The sequence below is a fragment of the Aequorivita sinensis genome (genome assembly GCF_006346335.1).
Lineage (GTDB): Bacteria > Bacteroidota > Bacteroidia > Flavobacteriales > Flavobacteriaceae > Aequorivita > Aequorivita sinensis.
This window is the reverse complement of sequence record NZ_VDMC01000015.1, coordinates 40,564-58,817: the sequence shown is the minus strand read 5'-3', so window position 1 is coordinate 58,817 and position 18,254 is coordinate 40,564. Positions and strand designations below refer to the sequence as shown.

At 32.9% G+C, this 18,254-nt stretch carries 17 protein-coding genes and 1 riboswitch; of the genes, 12 read left to right on the top strand and 5 right to left on the bottom strand.

The features are described 5' to 3' along the window. Positions 1-755: 755 nt before the first annotated feature. Positions 756-1,379, bottom strand: a complete 624-nt coding sequence (locus tag FHP04_RS12475; RefSeq protein WP_139856471.1) for a trimeric intracellular cation channel family protein — start codon at positions 1,377-1,379, stop codon at positions 756-758. Beyond that, entirely contained in the window at positions 1,376-2,101 is a 726-nt protein-coding gene (locus FHP04_RS12470; RefSeq protein ID WP_139856470.1) for an RDD family protein, read from the bottom strand. The genes FHP04_RS12475 and FHP04_RS12470 overlap by 4 nt, the downstream gene beginning before the upstream one ends. Positions 2,102-2,139: 38 nt before the next feature. Here FHP04_RS12470 and FHP04_RS12465 point away from each other — a divergent pair, with 38 nt between their 5' ends. The 7 genes from FHP04_RS12465 (at position 2,140) to FHP04_RS12435 (ending at position 9,384) form a co-directional block, all read left to right on the top strand. After that, complete coding sequence (locus FHP04_RS12465; RefSeq protein ID WP_139856469.1) at positions 2,140-3,114, top strand: stage II sporulation protein M; 975 nt, start codon at positions 2,140-2,142, stop codon at positions 3,112-3,114. Beyond that, entirely contained in the window at positions 3,089-4,006 is a 918-nt protein-coding gene (locus tag FHP04_RS12460) for a hypothetical protein (RefSeq protein ID WP_139856468.1), read from the top strand. Before FHP04_RS12465 ends, FHP04_RS12460 begins: the two co-directional genes overlap by 26 nt. Continuing rightward, a complete protein-coding gene (locus FHP04_RS12455; protein ID WP_139856467.1) occupies positions 3,999-4,724 on the top strand; it encodes a hypothetical protein in 726 nt (241 codons plus the stop codon). The genes FHP04_RS12460 and FHP04_RS12455 overlap by 8 nt, the downstream gene beginning before the upstream one ends. Continuing rightward, entirely contained in the window at positions 4,714-5,901 is a 1,188-nt protein-coding gene (locus FHP04_RS12450; protein WP_139856466.1) for a DUF4350 domain-containing protein, read from the top strand. Before FHP04_RS12455 ends, FHP04_RS12450 begins: the two co-directional genes overlap by 11 nt. A gap of 4 nt (positions 5,902-5,905) precedes the next feature. Further along, positions 5,906-6,898: an AAA family ATPase gene (locus FHP04_RS12445; protein ID WP_139856465.1), complete on the top strand. Its 993-nt coding sequence runs from the start codon at positions 5,906-5,908 to the stop codon at positions 6,896-6,898. 95 nt (positions 6,899-6,993) lie between these two features. Further along, positions 6,994-8,328: a DUF58 domain-containing protein gene (locus FHP04_RS12440; RefSeq protein WP_139856464.1), complete on the top strand. Its 1,335-nt coding sequence runs from the start codon at positions 6,994-6,996 to the stop codon at positions 8,326-8,328. Positions 8,329-8,445: 117 nt separating this feature from the next. Next, entirely contained in the window at positions 8,446-9,384 is a 939-nt protein-coding gene (locus tag FHP04_RS12435; protein WP_139856463.1) for a hydrogen peroxide-inducible genes activator, read from the top strand. 73 nt (positions 9,385-9,457) lie between these two features. Here the strand turns inward: FHP04_RS12435 and FHP04_RS12430 are convergent, their stop codons facing one another. Further along, complete coding sequence (locus FHP04_RS12430) at positions 9,458-10,513, bottom strand: DUF5074 domain-containing protein (protein WP_139856462.1); 1,056 nt, start codon at positions 10,511-10,513, stop codon at positions 9,458-9,460. Between the two features lie 4 nt (positions 10,514-10,517). After that, on the bottom strand, positions 10,518-12,350 hold the full coding sequence (locus FHP04_RS12425) for a TonB-dependent receptor (RefSeq protein WP_139856461.1): 1,833 nt from the start codon (positions 12,348-12,350) through the stop codon (positions 10,518-10,520). A 30-nt stretch (positions 12,351-12,380) separates the two neighbouring features. Further along, positions 12,381-12,640: riboswitch (cobalamin riboswitch) on the bottom strand. Between the two features lie 144 nt (positions 12,641-12,784). Here FHP04_RS12425 and FHP04_RS12420 point away from each other — a divergent pair. The 5 genes from FHP04_RS12420 to FHP04_RS12400 all read left to right on the top strand — a co-directional run bounded on the left by FHP04_RS12420 (position 12,785) and on the right by FHP04_RS12400 (position 17,620). Beyond that, positions 12,785-13,933, top strand: a complete 1,149-nt coding sequence (locus FHP04_RS12420; RefSeq protein WP_139856460.1) for an ABC transporter substrate-binding protein — start codon at positions 12,785-12,787, stop codon at positions 13,931-13,933. Continuing rightward, the gene (locus FHP04_RS12415; protein ID WP_139856459.1) at positions 13,933-14,964 is read left to right on the top strand and encodes a FecCD family ABC transporter permease; all 1,032 of its coding nucleotides are present in this window, start codon (positions 13,933-13,935) and stop codon (positions 14,962-14,964) included. Before FHP04_RS12420 ends, FHP04_RS12415 begins: the two co-directional genes overlap by 1 nt. Beyond that, positions 14,964-15,758: an ABC transporter ATP-binding protein gene (locus FHP04_RS12410; RefSeq protein WP_139856458.1), complete on the top strand. Its 795-nt coding sequence runs from the start codon at positions 14,964-14,966 to the stop codon at positions 15,756-15,758. The genes FHP04_RS12415 and FHP04_RS12410 overlap by 1 nt, the downstream gene beginning before the upstream one ends. 98 nt (positions 15,759-15,856) lie before the next feature. Next, entirely contained in the window at positions 15,857-17,167 is a 1,311-nt protein-coding gene (rmuC, locus tag FHP04_RS12405) for a DNA recombination protein RmuC (RefSeq protein WP_139856457.1), read from the top strand. Between the two features lie 84 nt (positions 17,168-17,251). Then, positions 17,252-17,620: a 6-phosphogluconate dehydrogenase gene (locus FHP04_RS12400; protein ID WP_139856456.1), complete on the top strand. Its 369-nt coding sequence runs from the start codon at positions 17,252-17,254 to the stop codon at positions 17,618-17,620. Between the two features lie 36 nt (positions 17,621-17,656). On the opposite strand, the gene FHP04_RS12395 is transcribed toward FHP04_RS12400, so the two are convergent. Then, entirely contained in the window at positions 17,657-18,232 is a 576-nt protein-coding gene (locus FHP04_RS12395; protein WP_139856455.1) for a T9SS type A sorting domain-containing protein, read from the bottom strand. Between the last annotated feature and the right edge of the window lie 22 nt (positions 18,233-18,254).

Here is an 18,254-nt window from a genome sequence, read left to right as displayed (position 1 = left end):
ACACATCTAATCAATGAAAAATGCAGTTTATTTAAATCCCAAAGGGATTAAATATTTATAAACCTCCGTAAAAGCATAAGAATACGACCCCAACGGGGTCGGATACCATTATTAACCATATTTCTATAAACATTCGAACCGCAAGGGTTCTTAATCAGAAATTTTAATTGGTACTAAACCCAATTTTTGAAGAAAAATAACGTCAACTATTTACACATCTAATCAATGAAAAATGCAGTTTATTTAAATCCCAAAGGATTAAATATTTATAAACCTCCGTAAAAGCATAAGAATACGACCCCAACGGGGTCGGATACCATTACTAACCATATTTCTATAAACATTAGAACCCCAAGGGTTCTTAATCAGAAATTTTAATTGGTACTAAACCCAAATTTTGAAGAAAAATAACGTCAAGTATTGAACTCGTTTAATCAATAAAAAATGCAGTTTATTTAAATCCCAAAGGGATAATATATTTATAATAATAGGTTCCAAAAAAATCACGCGACCCCAACGGGGTCGAATATCATTTCTAACATTTTTCTATAAACATTCCAACCACAAGGATTCTTAATAAGAAATTTTAATTGGCACTAAATCCAAGTTTTGAAGAAAAATAACGTCAAGTATTGAACTCGTTTATTAAATTAAAAATGGAGTTTATTCAAATTTCGAATGAAATATACAATTATAAAAACCGCGAAAGCCCTACCTAACGGAGTCAAATACCTATAAGTTAATTTATCCTAACCTTATTGCTGCTCCAACTCTTCCTTTGTATAGATGTTGGGTAATGAAAGTCTAAAGTATACTGCCAGCAAACGAACTATAAAAACGATCGAACCTGATATTATTACAATAAAGTCTAAAGGAATTACCGTTTTCAACAATATAAAATAAACAGCCCCTCCTATAATACAGGCAGTTGCGTAAATTTCTTTTCTAAAAATGATTGGGATTTCATTACATAGAATATCTCGCAATACTCCACCAAAACATGCTGTCATTGTTCCTAAGGAAATACATATAATTGGAGAAAAACCTGCAGCTATACCTTTTTCTACACCTACAATTGTATAAAGTGCTATCCCTATCGTATCGAATAAGAACAAAGATCTTCGAATATAACCTAGTCTTTTTCTAAAAATTACTGAAAAAACTGTAGCTCCAAAAATTACATACACATAAGTTAAGTCTACCATCCAAGCAATTGGAGCGCCAATTAAAACGTCTCGCAATGTTCCCCCACCTACGGCTGCAACGAAAGCAATTATTAAAATCCCAAATGGATCTAGCCTTTTATGAAGTGCTGTAAGCACCCCAGAAATTGCAAAGGCCAATGTTCCTATTATATCTAAAACTAATATTAAACTCACATGTTTTGTGTAAAGTGGTTATAATCTTTTAGTACGGTATCAATATACTGTTTATCGTATAAATCTGATGAAGTTCCTAATACGCTTTCAACTTTATTTCGAAGTAATTTCAAGGTATTGAAATCATTAGATTTTAATGCAATAATATAGGTTTCTTTTATTAGTCTCACATCCTTATCTGTAAGATCAGTAACATTCAAGAACTTTGGATGATAGTTGTCCTCAATTTCTTCTAAAATTGTATGACTAATATTTACTTTATTTTTTGTACTTATCACGACAGTTCCAGCAGCATGGTCTCCAACTCGTTGTCGCTTGTCTGAAAAAATAATAGATAATAAACCAATTGAACCCAAAAATATCCATAAATCCACCAATCTGAGCATCCATAGAATCAGGTAATCACTCCAATGAGCAGGACTACCATCAACCTTTACAACCTTAGTTTTCATTGCCATCTTCCCTACTGTTCTACCATCAAAAAGGATATGCATGTACAAAGAATAAAACATTACTGGTAAAAACAATAGTTGTTGTAGCCCAAATACAGTCCATTGATCACTAAATGCCATATGCATTGCATCTGTAATTAACTCTATAATATAGAAATACACAAAAAATAGAAAGATATCTATCATAAAAGCTAGAATCCTCTCACCTACACTTACAATCTTGTAGTCTAGATTTACGTTTTGAGAAGTATTTATTTCTAGGTTTGCCATTTAAAAGCAAGTGGTTATATTTATCAAAAAATTAAAAGATGCGCGAGGCAGCATTCGTCAAGCAAAATAAGGCAAAATGGATTGCATTTGAAAAAGCAATTACACTTAATTCAAAAATAAATCCAGATCAGCTTGCCGACGACTATATTCAGCTTACAAACGACCTTGCTTATGCGCAGACATATTACCCTGATAGCAAAACACTTCAGTATTTAAATTCATTAGCTTCACAAGCTCATCAAAAGATTTATAAAAATAAAAAAGAATCCAAAAATCGGCTTGTAAGTTTTTGGAAGGACGAGTTTCCTTTATTCTTTTACCAGCACCACCGAATGCTATTTTATTCGTTTTTACTATTTGCAGTAGCAACGGCTATTGGAGTGATTTCAGCAGTAAACGACGATTCTTTTGTTCGACTAATCCTCGGGGATTCCTATGTAAACGAAACAATAAATAATATTGAAAAAGGCGATCCTACTGCTATTTACAAAAGCGGAAGCGAGATAGGCACGTTTTTAGGAATAACCATCAATAATATTCGGGTTGCGTTTTTGGCTTATGCATTCGGAGTTATCACCTCGGTGGGAACTGCGTATGTGCTGTTTACCAATGGAGTAATGCTAGGAGCTTTTTTTACTTTTTTCTATAACCGAGATTTACTCTTTGAAGCGTCAAAAAACATTTGGCTCCACGGAACTATTGAAATTTCTGTAATCGTTATTGCTGGATGCGCAGGAATGGTAATGGGAAATAGCATACTTTTCCCAAAAACGTATTCGAGGAAAATTTCATTTTTAAAGGGTGCAAAAGACGGACTTAAAATCGTGGTTAGCACCATACCCTTTTTTATTATAGCTGGATTTATTGAAGGCTTTATTACACGTTATAGCAATATGCCTGTATGGTTAGCATTGACAATTATTTTCTTGTCTTTGATTCTGATTATTTACTATTACATTATATATCCAATTATCCTACATAAAACAAATGCTAAAAAAATACATACCGCTTAAACAACAACGAGATGTAGGTGAAATTATAACTACTTACTTCGATTTTTTTAAACAGAACTTTAAACCCTTTTTAAATATTTTCATTAGTTATAATGGAATATTTATTCTTGGTTTTTTAGGAGTGAGCTACTTGATGGTTACAGGCTTTGTAGGAAGTCTTTCATCCAACACAATTGGGTCTGACTCTTCAATTTATAACATCTATATAGCGCTTGGAGCTCTTGGTTTCCTTTTTCTATTTCTACTTACAGCAATTTTAAACTACAGTTTAGCCGCTGTTTATATTATTCAATATGAAGGAAATAAAGGAAAAGAAGTTGTAAAAAGAAAAGTTTGGGAGGTAGTAAAAGGTAACCTGGGGAAAATTATACTCTTCATTGTAATAATGATGTTGATGTATCTAGTTCTAGTAATCGTAGGTGTAATTATTTCTTTTATCCCTTTATTGGGTACACTCGCTTATTATCTTATGATTCTAGGTTTTACCAGTTGGAGTGGACTTTCTTTTATGGCGTTAATTAACGACAATCGAGAGGTCACTGATGCCTTTGGTGAGGGTTGGAAATTATTAAAACTGTATTTCTGGAAATGTGTATTATCAAATTTAATAATTAGTATTCTCCTTAGCTTACTAATGATGGTTGTACTTATTATTCCAGGTGTTTTAATTAGCGTTTACGCATTTCATTCCCTAGATTCAGGTATAGATTTAGCAAATTCGGCTGTAGCTAATGTGGTTTGGACAATTGCCCTATCTATTGTACTTATATTATATACACTTAATCAATCTATGCTTCAATTTATAAACGGTATTTTATATTATTCCCTTCACGAAGAAACCTACAATGAAGCAACTCGCGAACGTATAGATCAAATTGGAGCAAGTGAATAGACTTATCTTCATATCATTTTTTTTACTGAATTCATTTGCCGCAACTGCATTTGTAAAAGATTCTCTATCCGTAATTGTCGAAAATGAAAATGTTGTCCGAAAGCAATTTTCTGAAGGCTTATCTGATAAATATTCAGGCAGAGATTTTGATTATGATAAAATTGAAGGAGAAGCCGAGAATTATTTAGGCCGTGCAATCAATTGGTTTTTCAAAACTCTAGGCGAAATTTTTGGATTTGAACTTTCACATGAAATGTTCGAGCTTATAAAGAATTTCATCTATGGATTATTGATATTTTTTGCTATTTATATTGTTGTTAAATTACTAGTTGGTAATAATGCTTCTTCATTATTCAGTAGAAAAAAGCAAGTAATAGCACCATTAAATATTAAAGAGCAGCATATTGAAAACGTCGATCTTGATAGCTATATAAAAAATGCTCTTCAGGAAGAAAATTACCGACTGGCAATCCGATATATGTACTTAAAATCTTTAAAACTGCTTTCACAAAATAATATTATCGATTGGCACTATGAAAAAACCAACAGCGACTATTACCGAGAGATTGAAAATCAAGGACTAAAAGAAGATTTTAAAAAAGCATCCTACCTATACGACAATATTTGGTATGGAGAGTTTGCACTTAACAAAACTGGATTTTTAAGTGCCCAAAGAGATTTTGAACGTTTAAATCAAAACTTAAATAATGCTAGATAAACGTTCAAAAAGAGTACTATGGATATTTGGGCTAACATTATTGTTAATCCTAATTACAGAAATTGTAAGGCCAAAACCTATCGATTGGAGACCGAGTTACACCTCAGTAGATAAAATCCCTTTTGGCAGTTTTGTGTTTTTTGAAGAAGCTACTTCGCTGTTTAAAGATTCAGAAATAGAAAATATTGACAAAGATCCTTACTCGTTTTTAGTCGATAGCACCTACAACAAAAACTCAGCATATATATTTATAAATGAAGAGTTGAACTTTGATAAAAGACAAACTCAAATATTATTAAAATACGTTGAAAAAGGAAATACAGTTTTTATTTCTTCACGTAGTTATGGGAATATTTTACAGGATACATTAAAAATTAATTTAAATACAAGCTACAGCGTTTTAGAAGAAGAGGTTACTCCAACATTCTTTTCACCTTCTTTAAAAGAAAAACAATTACCAAAATTTAAAAAGGGAATATTTAAAACTTCATTTACAGCAATAGACACCTTAAAAACCAAAGCTTTAGGTTACTATGATTCAAATAAAGATAAATTAGACGACTTAAACTTTATAAAAGTAAAATATGGCAACGGTGCTTTTTTACTTCATACTTTGCCTGAAGCTTTCACCAACTATTACCTCCTTAAAAACAACGAGCAATACGCTGCAAATTTGATATCGTATATTGAAGCAGAGCATATATTTTTAGATGAATATTTAAAGTCGGGTCGAAAAATAGTTACTTCACCTATGCGATTTGTGTTAAATCAGGAACCCCTTACTTGGGCATACTACGTTTTAATTTGCGGGTTAATAATTTTCGTTCTTTTTAAAGGTAAACGTGAACAGCGCATTGTAGAAGTGATTGAACCACTAGAAAATACTTCAGTAGAATTCACCAAAACAATTGCCGATTTATATTTTCAGCATAAAGATTACAGCGATATAATTGCCAAAAAAATAAAGTACTTTTCAGAAACACTTCGAGCAAAATACTTTTTGAATACCAATGACATTACAGAAGGGTTAATCAAGAAATTAGCTTTAAAAAGTGGAAACACTCTAGAAGACACTCAAAAATTGATGCATCTTGTTAAAAACTTAAAAGCAAAAACTGTTCATAGCGAATCCGACTTGCTTGCGCTAAACAAACAAATAGAAGAATTTAGATTGTAAAACTATGGAAGATACACAGGAAAATCCGTTAGAATTTAACTCGCGAATTGATTTAAAAACTTTACAGGAAGCCACCGAAAGAATAAAAACGGAACTAGGCAAAGTAATCGTTGGACAACACGATATGTTGGAAATGCTAATTATTTCGATACTTAGCAACGGTCATTCATTAATAGAAGGTGTGCCAGGAGTCGCAAAAACTTTAACTGCCAAACTCTTAGCTAAAACAATGTCGGTAGACTTTAGTAGAATTCAGTTTACACCAGATTTAATGCCTAGTGATATTCTAGGTACTTCAATATTCAATGTAAAAACCAACGAGTTTGAATTTAAAAAGGGTCCTGTTTTTTCCAATATTATTTTAATTGATGAAATAAACCGTGCACCTGCTAAAACTCAAGCCGCCCTTTTTGAAGTAATGGAAGAACGTCAAGTTACTATGGACGGAAAAAAGTATGAAATGAATCCTCCTTTTTTGGTTTTCGCCACCCAAAACCCGGTAGAGCAAGAAGGTACATACGCGCTACCTGAAGCGCAATTAGACCGTTTTCTATTTAAAATAAATGTGCCCTACCCTAGTCTAGAAGAAGAAGTTCAAATTTTAGAAAACGAACACAGTCGTAAGGATAAGTTGGTTTTAGACAATATTGCACCCATACTTGATGCACAAGAAATCGCCGAGTATCAAGACACAATTAAGCAAATAATTATCGAGAGTAATTTACTTAAGTATATTGCCGCTATCGTTGATAATACGCGTTCTAACTCAAACTTATATCTAGGTGCATCGCCAAGAGCTTCTCTAGCAATTATGAATGCTTCCAAGGCACTTGCAGCTATTAACGGGCGTGATTTTGTTACTCCAGACGATATAAAGAAAATCGCTCCATCGGTACTTCGACATAGAATTATGCTTACCCCAGAGCGCGAAATGGAAGGAATTACAGCAGACAAAGTGGTGCAACAGATTATAGAAACTATTGAAATTCCTAGATAATCTTAAAAACTATTTTACTAAATCTTACTAGCACAAAATGCCCTTTGTAAGTAAAATGAAAATAATAAAATAGAAACCCTGATTAAATTTATAAATTGAAGAAATTCCTTAAAAGCTTATACTTACAACAGCGATTTTTTATCGTGCTGTTCTCACTTGCAGTTTTGTTTGTGGGGGCGTATTTCTTTCCAGAATTGTTTGGTGTAATTAGGCTGTTTTTCTATTTGTTTATTCTAGCAGTCGTTTTTGATATTTTCTTACTTTATCGAAATAAAATTGGAATTCAAGCTCACCGAGTTTTACCTGAAAAACTTTCCAATGGCGACGAAAATCCGATTGAAATAAAGATTATTAATCGATATCAATTTAAAGTTTCACTTAAAATTATTGATGAATTACCCGTACAATGGCAGATTCGTGACTTTAAAATTGAAGCGATATTAAATCCTTCTGAAGAGAAAATTTTCACCTATGAAGTTAGACCTACAGAGCGTGGCGAATATCACTTCGGAAACTTGAATGTATTTACTTCATCGGTATTAGGACTAGTTGCACGAAAGCAGCAGTTTTCGGCAGAAGGTATGGTTCCTAATTACCCGTCGTTTCTTCAGCTTAAAAAATATGATTTTATAGCTTTTTCCAATAAACTAAAGTTGTTTGGCCTTAAAAAAATAAGGAGAATTGGCCACACTATGGAATTTGAACAAATTAAAGACTATAATATTGGAGACGACATAAGAAACATTAATTGGAAGGCTACTGCCAAGCGCAACAATCTAATGGTTAATCAATTTCAAGATGAAAAATCACAGCCAGTTTATTCTGTAATTGATAAGGGAAGGGTAATGAAAATGCCTTTTAACAATTTAAGCTTATTAGATTACGCTATAAATTCGACCCTTGTAATTTCTAATATTGTATTAAAGAAGCACGATAAAGCTGGAATGTTCACTTTTTCAAGAAAAGTAAGTGATAGAGTTATAGCCCAACGTAGAAATGCGCAAATGCATTTAATTTTGGAAACACTTTACAATATAGAAACAGATTTTTCAGAAAGCGATTTTTCTCGTTTATATGTAGATGTAAAGCGACACATTAAGCAGCGAAGCCTTTTATTACTCTACACAAACTTTGAAACCATGGATGCGCTTCATCGGCAGTTGCCGTATCTACAGGCAATAAACAAAACGCATCTGTTGGTAGTTATTTTCTTTGAAAACACCGAATTAAAATCATTTTTAAATAAAGAAGCAAAAACCACGCATCAAATTTTTGAAAAGACAATTGCCGAAAAATTCATTTTTGAGAAGAAACTTATTGTAAATGAGCTTCACAAATACGGAATTCAATCAATTTTAACTTCACCTGAAAATCTTACGGTAAATACTATCAACAAATATTTAGAGATTAAAGCCCGAGGAATGATTTAATTGATAATTTCAATTTTGAATATTTATTCACTTCATTATAACTAAGCCTGCTATTATCTTAAGGTGGAAATAGAAATATTTGATAATAGATATATATTTGTATAAATAAAGTTAACGATGACAATCACTCAATTAAAATATGTCTTGGCTGTAGCAGAGAGCCAAAATTTTACAAAGGCCGCCGAAAAAACCTTTGTTACTCAGCCTACGCTTAGTATGCAGATTCAAAAATTGGAGGAGGAACTTGAAATTCAAATTTTTGATCGTACAAAAAAGCCGATTGAACTTACTTCTGTAGGTCAAAAAATTGTAGAACAAGCCCGAAATATCGTTAATGAATCTGAGCGAATGCAGGATGTTGTAGATCAGGAAAAGGGTTTTATTGGTGGTTCTTACAAACTTGGTATTATTCCTACTGTTATGCCAACCTTGTTACCAATGTTTTTAAAAACATTTTCAACTCGTTATCCAAAGGTTCATTTAAAAATCGAGGAGTTGAATACAGATGAAATAATCACTAAAATTAATGATGGATATTTAGATGCGGCTATTGCTGCAACTCCTTTAAAACAGGAAAGAATCAAAGAACGCCCTATTTATTACGAGCCGTTTGTAGCCTACATCCCAGAAAATCACCGATTAGCATCTAAGGATACTATAGAAGCGAAAGATTTAGACATTGAAGATGTATTATTATTAGAAGATGGTCATTGTTTTAGAGATGGTATTATTAACCTGTGTAAAGCTTCTAAAAATGGTAGCTTCGAAAAATTTCAACTTGAAAGCGGTAGTTTTGAAACGCTTGTAAAACTTGCTGACGAAGGTTTAGGAATGACACTTCTACCCTATCTTCACACATTAGATGTTTCCCCTAATCAAACCAAAAATTTAAAATACTTTAAAGAACCATCTCCTGCTCGTGAGGTTAGTTTAATTTACAGTAAAAGTGAACTTAAAATGCAAATCACTAATGTTCTTTACGACGTTATTTCAGGTATAATTCGCGGTGCGATAGCATTTCAAGATGTTAAGATAATTAGTCCTTTAAAGAAATAATAAACAAACACTTCTAAACTAAAAAGTCCATTTGAAACTAATCAAATGGACCTTTTTGGCTATATAAAAACAATTAATTGTTGAAATAAATTCCACCAGGAACTATTCCTGTTTGAAAATCTTGTATTTGTTGATTTGTAGAAAGGTCATAAATATATAGAGAACCTTTACTAGCAAAATCACCTGCGTCGGTAGCGTAAAGCTTACCATCATTAGCTTGTAGTGCATAAAAGTATCCATCAATAATTTCTGTTCCTGGTAATGTTACTGATGAAGTATTTACTTTGTAAACTTTGCCATCTAAGCTGTATAATAAGTTATCACCATCAATTGTTAAATTACTTGGGTGTTGTGTTGTTTCAAAAGCAAAAGTTTCTGAAACCTGACCCGATGATAGGTCTATTTTCACTAACGAGCCTGCAGTTTCAGTTCCTGCATAACTAGGCATTCCTCCACAAAGTACATATAGATTGTTGTCTTTAACTACCATCGAATTTGGAACATCGCCTACAGTAATAGTACTCTCTACAGAAGTTCCAGAAATTACAGAAATTAAATTATTTTGTCCATAACCTCCTTGGTGAGCTACATATACTTTATTGTTGTGAGAAATCATTTTTTCTGGTCCAAATGCTACTGAAATATTTGCAGAAATTTCGTTAGTTCTCAAATCAACAACGGCAACATAATCGTCTGAGTTGTCGTTTGGATCTCCCCAGTTTGTAACGTATCCCTTATTCCCGTCTATACTTTCAAAAAATCGTGGATTAACAAGACCTGTTGTAATAGAGTCTATAGCTTCAAAACTATAACGGTTAGCTACCATAATTTTATTCGAATTATTTACTACTATGTAAGCGTTTTCGTTATTAAAACCCATTGATTGTACAATATTTCCAAGTTCTGTACCATTTACAGTTCTGTAAATATTTTGTGAAACAGTTGCATAATCATTAGATATATAAGTTATTGATCCGCTTCCATTCATAAATGGACCTTCGTTAGTAACTAGAACCCCATTCTCATATGCAGCAGGTTCGTAAACCGGCTGATTGTCATCATCACTACTACAAGCGACAAAAAATAATGTTGATAAAGCAATTAAGAGTGATCTTTTTATTGTTTTCATTTAGTTATATATTAAAGTTTAAAAATATTTCGATACTTCGTGAAGGCATTGGTCTATAGGCTACATTTTCATAATATTTATTGAAAACATTTTTTACTCGACCGCCTAGTTTTATATTCGGATTGAAAGGAAATGCGTAATCTGCACCCAGATTCAACAAAGAATACGCATCCACAACATCACTGTTATCGGTAGTTGTATAAGCTTCTCCATTAAACAATCCTTGTAAATAAATTGAAAGCTTTTTATAGCTATATGTTATTGATCCAGCTGCTTTGTGATAAGGTACGTAGATTAATTGTTTCTCTTTCTTTAAATCCTCAGCTTTAGTATAGGAATAGTGGGCATTCAAATTTAAAATCTGTGATTTACCTACTTCCACAGTATAATCAAAAGTAACTTCAGCTCCAAAATTTCTAGTTTCACTTATGTTTTCAGGTTCCCAAATACCACCATTTCTTGGCGTCCATTTTATTAAATCCTCAGATTTAATGTAATAAGCCGCAACATCAACATTTAGTTTTCCAGAAGAAATCTCTTGCCCAAGTTCTACTTGATATGAAGTTTCTGGTTTTAAGTCAATATTTCCACCAGCATACCAATAAAGGTCGTTAAATGTTGGGATTCTGTAATTTTTAGAACCATTTATTCGAAGTGCATAAAAGTCGGAAACCTTATATTTTGCATCTGCTGAAAACAGAATCGGATTGTCATATTCATTTAGAAACTCTTTTCTAATGTTTAATCCATAATTAAAATCATCCGAAACTTTATGATTTAACAATAAAACTGCAGCCAAGGTTCTACGGGAGTTATCGCCAACATTATCACCGTTTCCATTTAATAAAGTGTATTCAGCTTTTCCGTTTAATCGAATATTATTTTTAAATAACACTTCTGTCTGCAATCCACCAATAAAGCTGTTTGCTTGTCCTTTGTCGTAATTTGATTTTTCACTATCTGGAATATACCTAAACTGTTCGTACAGGTGTGCGAAACTAGCTTTTGTATTAAAGATTCCAATTTGTTTTTGTAACTGCCATAAATTTCTCGTTGTAATATCTTTATAAGCATCCTTTCCTGTGGTATTAAGGCTACCTGAAAAGTTTCTATCGTTATACACGTACTCCGAATTCCAAGTAACAACACCATTTCTTATACGTCGAGCTTCATTTACTTTGGCCGAAAAACGTAAAAACTGCCCGTGTTTATTCATTTTATCCTTTCCTACATAGTCGTAATCATTTTCTGAACGTAAAAAATCTACACCTATATTTAGATAATGATTATCCCAAGTTTGAGTAGTATTTGCATTTGCAGCTATCGTAGAAAAGCTTCCGTAGCGCAATCCTACATTGGTTTTATTTGTCTTTTTAAAAGTATAAGTATTGTTTAGATGAATACTACCACCTACTGCTCCACTTCCATATTGAACTCCTCCACCACCACTTCTGATTGATATATCATCGTAGTTTAAAGGAGAAATCACATTAAAATCAGTTTGACCTGTAAAAATTGAATTTATATTAATTCCATTCCAAATAACAGCTGTTTGTGACGCATTTGTTCCTCTAAAGGAAGGAGATGAAACCATCCCATATCCATTTTCTTTAAAATAGATTAAAGAGTTATATGTAAGGGTTTCAGTTAATGACGTAGCGTTTCGTTCAACAATCGAATCATTTACTTTTTCTATCTTGAATCCTTTAGAAAAGTGTACAAGTTTTGCGTCGGTAAGCAATACTTCAGGTAACTGCTGAATAGTATCCAATTGTGCCACAACTGAAGTTGAACACAAGAAAATAGCCAAGATGATATGGTAATGTAGATTTTTCATAATTCAACCTTTATCCCGAAAGTTTGATGTTTTTATGTTATGAATCTGGCAGGTCTCCTGGCTTGTCTTTTGTGCTACCTTCCCATCCTAAAAATTATCAAGACAGTGGTTTTGAAGTATGCACGCCTCAAATTGTATCAAGGCCGACTCACAGTTGCGGGAACAGCATAGGATTATTGATTTTTTTATAATGTCGAATTAAACATTCGAATAAAAAGCATTAAAATCGTTTACCTATTTCCCTTTTAAGAGCACTTTTATATATGCTCACCAAAATTCGATGCAAAGATAGTCGTTAATTTCAGCGTTGAAAAGAAATTACTGTAAAGATTAAGGATTGGCATTTCTGAATAATATTTTAAAAAGTGAGCTATTGATTCTTTCTACAACTTTGTGATACCTTTGCGCATCTCAAAAACATTAAACAGCCAATAATGCCAAGTTTTAAAAATCATATTGTTTTACTCTTTTTCACTATAGTATTAATCTCTTGTAAAAATGAAACTAAAGAATCTATAGAAGGTGTTTTAGTTGAAGGCCAAAAGCTGGAAGTAAAATATGCTAAGGGCTTTGAAATTAAAGCATTCGAAGGTTATAAGACAATTACTTTAAAAAATCCTTGGCCAGGAACAGATAAAACTTTCACCTATGCTTTAGTTGAGAGAAATGCCTCCCTTCCAAATCCAGAAAGCTATGATGCAGTGGTTGAAATTCCTATTAAGCAAATAGTTGTAACTTCTACTACTCACATTCCCTCCTTAGAAATGTTAGGAGAAATAAATTCTTTGATTGGTTTTCCTAATTTAAACTATATCTCTTCGGAAAAGACTAGAAACCGAATTGCAAACAATGAAATTAAGGAGTTGGGTAAAAACGAAGACATAAACACTGAAATCCTTATCGATCTTTCTCCCGATGCTGTTATTGGTTTTGCTGTTGATGGTAATAACTCTGCGTTTTCAACAATACAAAATGCAAGAATTCCTGTTCTTTATAATTCAGACTGGACAGAGGTTTCTCCTTTAGGAAAAGCTGAATGGATAAAGTTTTTTGGTGCACTTTACAACAAAGAAAAAGAAGCCGACAGCATTTTCAGTAAAATTGAATCGGAATATATTTCAGCTAAAAGTTTAGCTTCTGAAGCTAAAAATAAGCCTACCGTAATTAGTGGTGCTATGTACAAGGATGTTTGGTATATGCCACAGGGAAATAGTTGGGGAGCACAGTTTATAAGAGATGCTTACGGAGATTACCTCTGGATAGATTCTGAGGGAACTGGAAGCCTTTCTTTAAGTTTAGAATCGGTATTAGACAAAGGTATTGAAGCAGATGTTTGGATTGGTCCAGCGCAGTTTAATTCTCTAGAAGAATTAAAAGAAGGCAGTAAAGCTTATACCCAATTCAAAGCCTATAGAACTGGGGAAGTATATTCCTATAGTATGAAAAAAGGTGAAAAGGGAGGTGTAATTTATTACGAATTAGCTCCAAATAGACCAGATTTAGTATTAAAGGATTTGATTAAAATTCTACACCCTGAAATGTTGCCAAATCATAAATTTCATTTTTTCGATAAACTAAATTAATGCAGACTTCGCCATCATATCGAATTCATTTTTTGGTACTTCTACTAATACTGCTCGCTGCATTTTTGGTGAATTTGAGTATGGGTTCTGTTTCAATTCCACTTACAGAAATCATTTCGGTATTCGTTGGAAATGGCTCAACAAAAGCTACTTGGGAATATATACTAATTGATTATCGACTCCCAAAAGCAATTACCGCAATGCTAGCAGGAGGCGGATTAGCAATTTCGGGATTGTTGATGCAAACCTTGTTTAGAAATCCTCTAGCAGGTCCATTTGTTTTAGGTTTAAGCAGTGGAGCAAGCTTAGGAGTTGCTATTTTAATTTTAGGCGCAAGTGCATTTGGAGGCTTTTTTGGAACAATGTTACTAAGTCAATGGAGCTTAGTTATCGCTTCTGCTTTAGGTAGCTTTTTAGTGTTGTTGGCTGTGCTAGCTGTAACATTTAGAATAAAGGATACTATGGCTATTTTAATTATCGGTCTTATGTTTGGGAGTGTAACTACTGCAGTAGTTTCGGTATTATCATACTTTAGTAATGCAGAGCAATTACAGCAGTATATATTTTGGTCGTTTGGCAGCTTAGGAAATCAATCTTGGCAAGGTGTAACTATATTAAGCATTTGTTTTTTAGCTGGGCTAATCTTAAGCATCATAAGTAGTAAGTCTTTAAACACACTATTATTAGGAGAAAACTATGCGAAAAGTATGGGAATTCACATTAAAAAAACAACCTTTATAATCATATTAGCAACAAGTATTTTGGCAGGTGGAATTACGGCTTTTGTTGGTCCGATTGCCTTTGTAGGTTTAGCAGTACCACATTTGGTGCGACAGTTTTATAAAACTTCAAATCACCTAATTTTACTTCCGGCTGTTTTACTTTGTGGGAGTTTGTTAATGTTAATCTGCGACACTATTGCTCAATTACCCTTTAGCGAGTTCACTTTACCAATTAATGCAATAACCTCATTAATAGGCGCTCCGGTGGTAATTTGGCTTTTAGTTCGTAAACGAAAATTATTTTTTTAATGGCTTCAGTAGAAAAAAATATCATTTTAGAAGCTAAAAATCTTGCTGTTGGCTACTCCAGCAAAAAGAGCGATTCTGTTATTGCTAAAGAGATTAACTTTTCAATTAAAAAAGGTGAATTAGTCGGACTTGTAGGTGCAAATGGCATTGGAAAATCTACACTTTTACGTACATTAACTGGAATGCAAAACCCTTTAAAAGGCGATGTGTTTCTGAATGAAAAACACATTAATAGCTATACTTCATTTGAGCTTGCAACTGAATTAAGTGTTGTGTTAACTGAAGCTCCAGCCTCTAAAAATTTATCAGTTTTAGAAATGATTTCCCTAGGTAGGCAACCTTATACCAATTGGATTGGCACGCTAACAAGAGAAGATAAAAATGCCATAAATTTTGCTTTAGAAGCAACTGAAACCACAACTCTAGCCCATCGAAAATGTTTTGAACTAAGTGATGGACAGATGCAACGAGTGGCAATAGCTCGAGCTATAGCGCAGGATACACCTATAATAATTCTAGACGAACCAACAACACACCTCGACATCTATCATCGTGCTTATGTTCTTAAATTATTAAAGAAACTAGCTTCAGAAACCCAAAAAACGATATTCTTTTCTACCCACGAAATAGATTTGGCAATTCAGCTGACAGATAAAATGTTGGTAATGGCAAAAGATGAAAACCATTTTGAAAGTCCGTGTAAACTAATTGAATCGGGGAAATTCGATGCTTTATTTCCAAAAGAAACCATTGATTTTGATAGAGAAACAGGGCGTTTTATTATTAAAAGTTAATGAGTTTTAATATTTCCGATTAGCTTTTAACTTCTTATCTTTATTCAAAATCAAAAAAAACTGAAACATCCTTTTCATAATAACTTAATTCTACAAAATTGAACGAAACCCTTGTATTCTTATTTATTGGAGTATCCTGTCTATTTATTGGAGCACTAATTGGTGGCTATTTTGCTCGTTTAAAAAACAAAGTTGAAACTAGTAAAATTGAAGAAAGACTTCAAAATGCTAAGAAGCTAGAAGATCAGTTAAACGAAAGATTAAATAACCTTACGTCTGAGAAAGAACTTCTACAAAAAGAAAAGGAACAGCTGAACATTCAGCTATCTCGTCAAAGTGCAGAGTACGATGCACTTTATGCCGAATTGAATAAGGAAAAGGAACGTTTCAAAAACTTCGAGAAGGATTTTGAAGCTAAATTTTCTGTGTTAGCCGATAAAATTTTGATTGATAAAACCGAAAAATTCACTGAAGCCAACAAAGAAAATATTGAAGGAATACTAAAACCATTGAATCAAAAAATTAAGGAATTTGAAGAGAAAGTTGGGAAAAACAATATCGATTTTGTAAAAACACATGCAGAATTAGGGAAACAACTTCAAATACTTAATGAACAAAATATAAAAATAAGTCAAGAAGCCGATAACCTTACTAAAGCATTAAAAGGCGATTCGAAAATTCAGGGGAATTGGGGTGAAATGATTTTATCTAGGGTTTTAGAAGAGTCTGGTTTAGAGAAAGGTCGCGAATATACAATTCAAGACAGCCATGATAATCCTGATGGTGGCAGATTGCAAACCGACGTGATCATTCATCTTCCGGATGGTAAGAAAATGATAATCGACAGTAAAGTTTCCCTTACCGATTTTGAAAGATATGTTTCAGAAGAAGATGAAAAAATAAAACCTGTTTACCTTAAAAAACACATTGAGTCCATAAAAAAACACATCATTACCCTAAGCGAGAAAAAATATTATCACGCTATTAATGATAGCCCAGACACCATATTTATGTTTGTTCCTATTGAACCAGCATTTGCAATTGCAGTTGCCAATCAAAAAAATTTGTACCAAGAAGCTTTTAAACGAAAAGTTATGATTGTTACCCCTTCTACTCTATTAGCCGCTTTGCGATTAGTAGAAAACTTATGGGAGAACGATAACCAAAAGAAAAATACTCTTGAGATAGCAACAGAAGCCGGTAGACTTTATGATTCGTTTGTTAGTCTGCTAGATGAGCTAAACAAGATAAAACGGCAATTAGGCACTGTTCAAGGCTCATTTGACAATGCTTTGGTAAAACTTGAAGGAAAAGGAAATTTAGTGAGAAGAGTTGAAAAGCTAAAAAAGCTTGGCGCGATTACAAGTAAAAATATTGATCAAAAATTATTGAAAAACTCTGAGGAATAATTAAGGCGGTAATGTTAAATAGCACTATATTTTTTTGACAAATATCCTCTTTTAGTCCACACAAAATTTATGTACATTTATTGAATGAAAAAAATTCTATTCATAATTCTAGGAAGTCTAACGGCATTGTTTTTATTATACTTTGCATTTTTGTACTATGTACCGTATAGTGAAGGAACTCGTGCCGGAGAGTTAATAAAATTTAGCAATCGTGGAGTGGCGATAAAAACTTGGGAAGGTGAGATTAGCCAAGGTATAAGCGGCGCTCAAATATTTTCTTTTTCTGTTTTAGACAAAGACAAAGAAGTTATTGAAAAGCTAAAAGAATATCAGGGCAGCTACGTTAAGGTAACCTATATCGAACGCTATGCTTCGTTTGCTATTTGGGGAGACACAAAATATTTCATTACGAAAGTAGAAAAAGAAAATTCGCCCCATTTTAACCGAAATTAAACTGAGGCGAATTTTAATTATTTAATCTTTAGTTGTCTATTTTTTAGCAATCTTCAAAGTTGTTTGCATACTTCCTGAAATTATTTTCAGAAAATAAAACCCACTGTTTAGTCTACTCATATCCACTTGAACGTAATTACTCCCTCCTTTTCCTTCAGAAATTAAGGATCCTAAAACATTGTAAATTTGATAACTATCTACTTTAAAAATTGAAGCAATAGTCAAATCTGTTTTTACTGGATTTGGATAAAAGTTCAGGTTTTTAATAAACTTATCTTCAGTTGAAAGTTTATTTACTACCGTTACCTTGCCGCGTAATGTCGAATTACCGTGACTTTGATATTCGGTTACACCCGTTTTATTGAAGGTATATGAAAATCGGCTTTTTGAATCGGTTAATAACCCACTATCAAATTCTTCACTTCCTCCGTAAATACTAGTAACACTTTTTTGAGAATTATCTTTCCAAGTCCACAAAACTGTATCACCAACTTCTATAGTAGGACTTGCAACAGATTCATTAATCCCTTGTCCCCATGGAATTTCCACAACATTCTGCGCAGTGAGAATGTTTACGGTTAAAAAAAATAAGAACAAAGTAATTTTATTCATAAAAGTTTGACTTGACGGGTTA

Bases quoted from the DNA above. Each gene is read 5' to 3' on its own strand.
- FHP04_RS12445 (WP_139856465.1), top strand. From the start codon at position 5,906: ATGGAAGATACACAGGAAAATCCGTTAGAATTTAACTCGCGAATTGAT.
- FHP04_RS12395 (WP_139856455.1), bottom strand. From the start codon at position 18,232: ATGAATAAAATTACTTTGTTCTTATTTTTTTTAACCGTAAACATTCTC.
- FHP04_RS12430 (WP_139856462.1), bottom strand. From the start codon at position 10,513: ATGAAAACAATAAAAAGATCACTCTTAATTGCTTTATCAACATTATTT.
- FHP04_RS12425 (WP_139856461.1), bottom strand. From the start codon at position 12,350: ATGAAAAATCTACATTACCATATCATCTTGGCTATTTTCTTGTGTTCA.
- FHP04_RS12460 (WP_139856468.1), top strand. From the start codon at position 3,089: ATGCTAAAAAAATACATACCGCTTAAACAACAACGAGATGTAGGTGAA.
- FHP04_RS12470 (WP_139856470.1), bottom strand. From the start codon at position 2,101: ATGGCAAACCTAGAAATAAATACTTCTCAAAACGTAAATCTAGACTAC.
- FHP04_RS12450 (WP_139856466.1), top strand. From the start codon at position 4,714: ATGCTAGATAAACGTTCAAAAAGAGTACTATGGATATTTGGGCTAACA.
- FHP04_RS12415 (WP_139856459.1), top strand. From the start codon at position 13,933: ATGCAGACTTCGCCATCATATCGAATTCATTTTTTGGTACTTCTACTA.
- FHP04_RS12400 (WP_139856456.1), top strand. From the start codon at position 17,252: ATGAAAAAAATTCTATTCATAATTCTAGGAAGTCTAACGGCATTGTTT.
- FHP04_RS12465 (WP_139856469.1), top strand. From the start codon at position 2,140: ATGCGCGAGGCAGCATTCGTCAAGCAAAATAAGGCAAAATGGATTGCA.
- FHP04_RS12420 (WP_139856460.1), top strand. From the start codon at position 12,785: ATGCCAAGTTTTAAAAATCATATTGTTTTACTCTTTTTCACTATAGTA.
- FHP04_RS12410 (WP_139856458.1), top strand. From the start codon at position 14,964: ATGGCTTCAGTAGAAAAAAATATCATTTTAGAAGCTAAAAATCTTGCT.
- FHP04_RS12435 (WP_139856463.1), top strand. From the start codon at position 8,446: ATGACAATCACTCAATTAAAATATGTCTTGGCTGTAGCAGAGAGCCAA.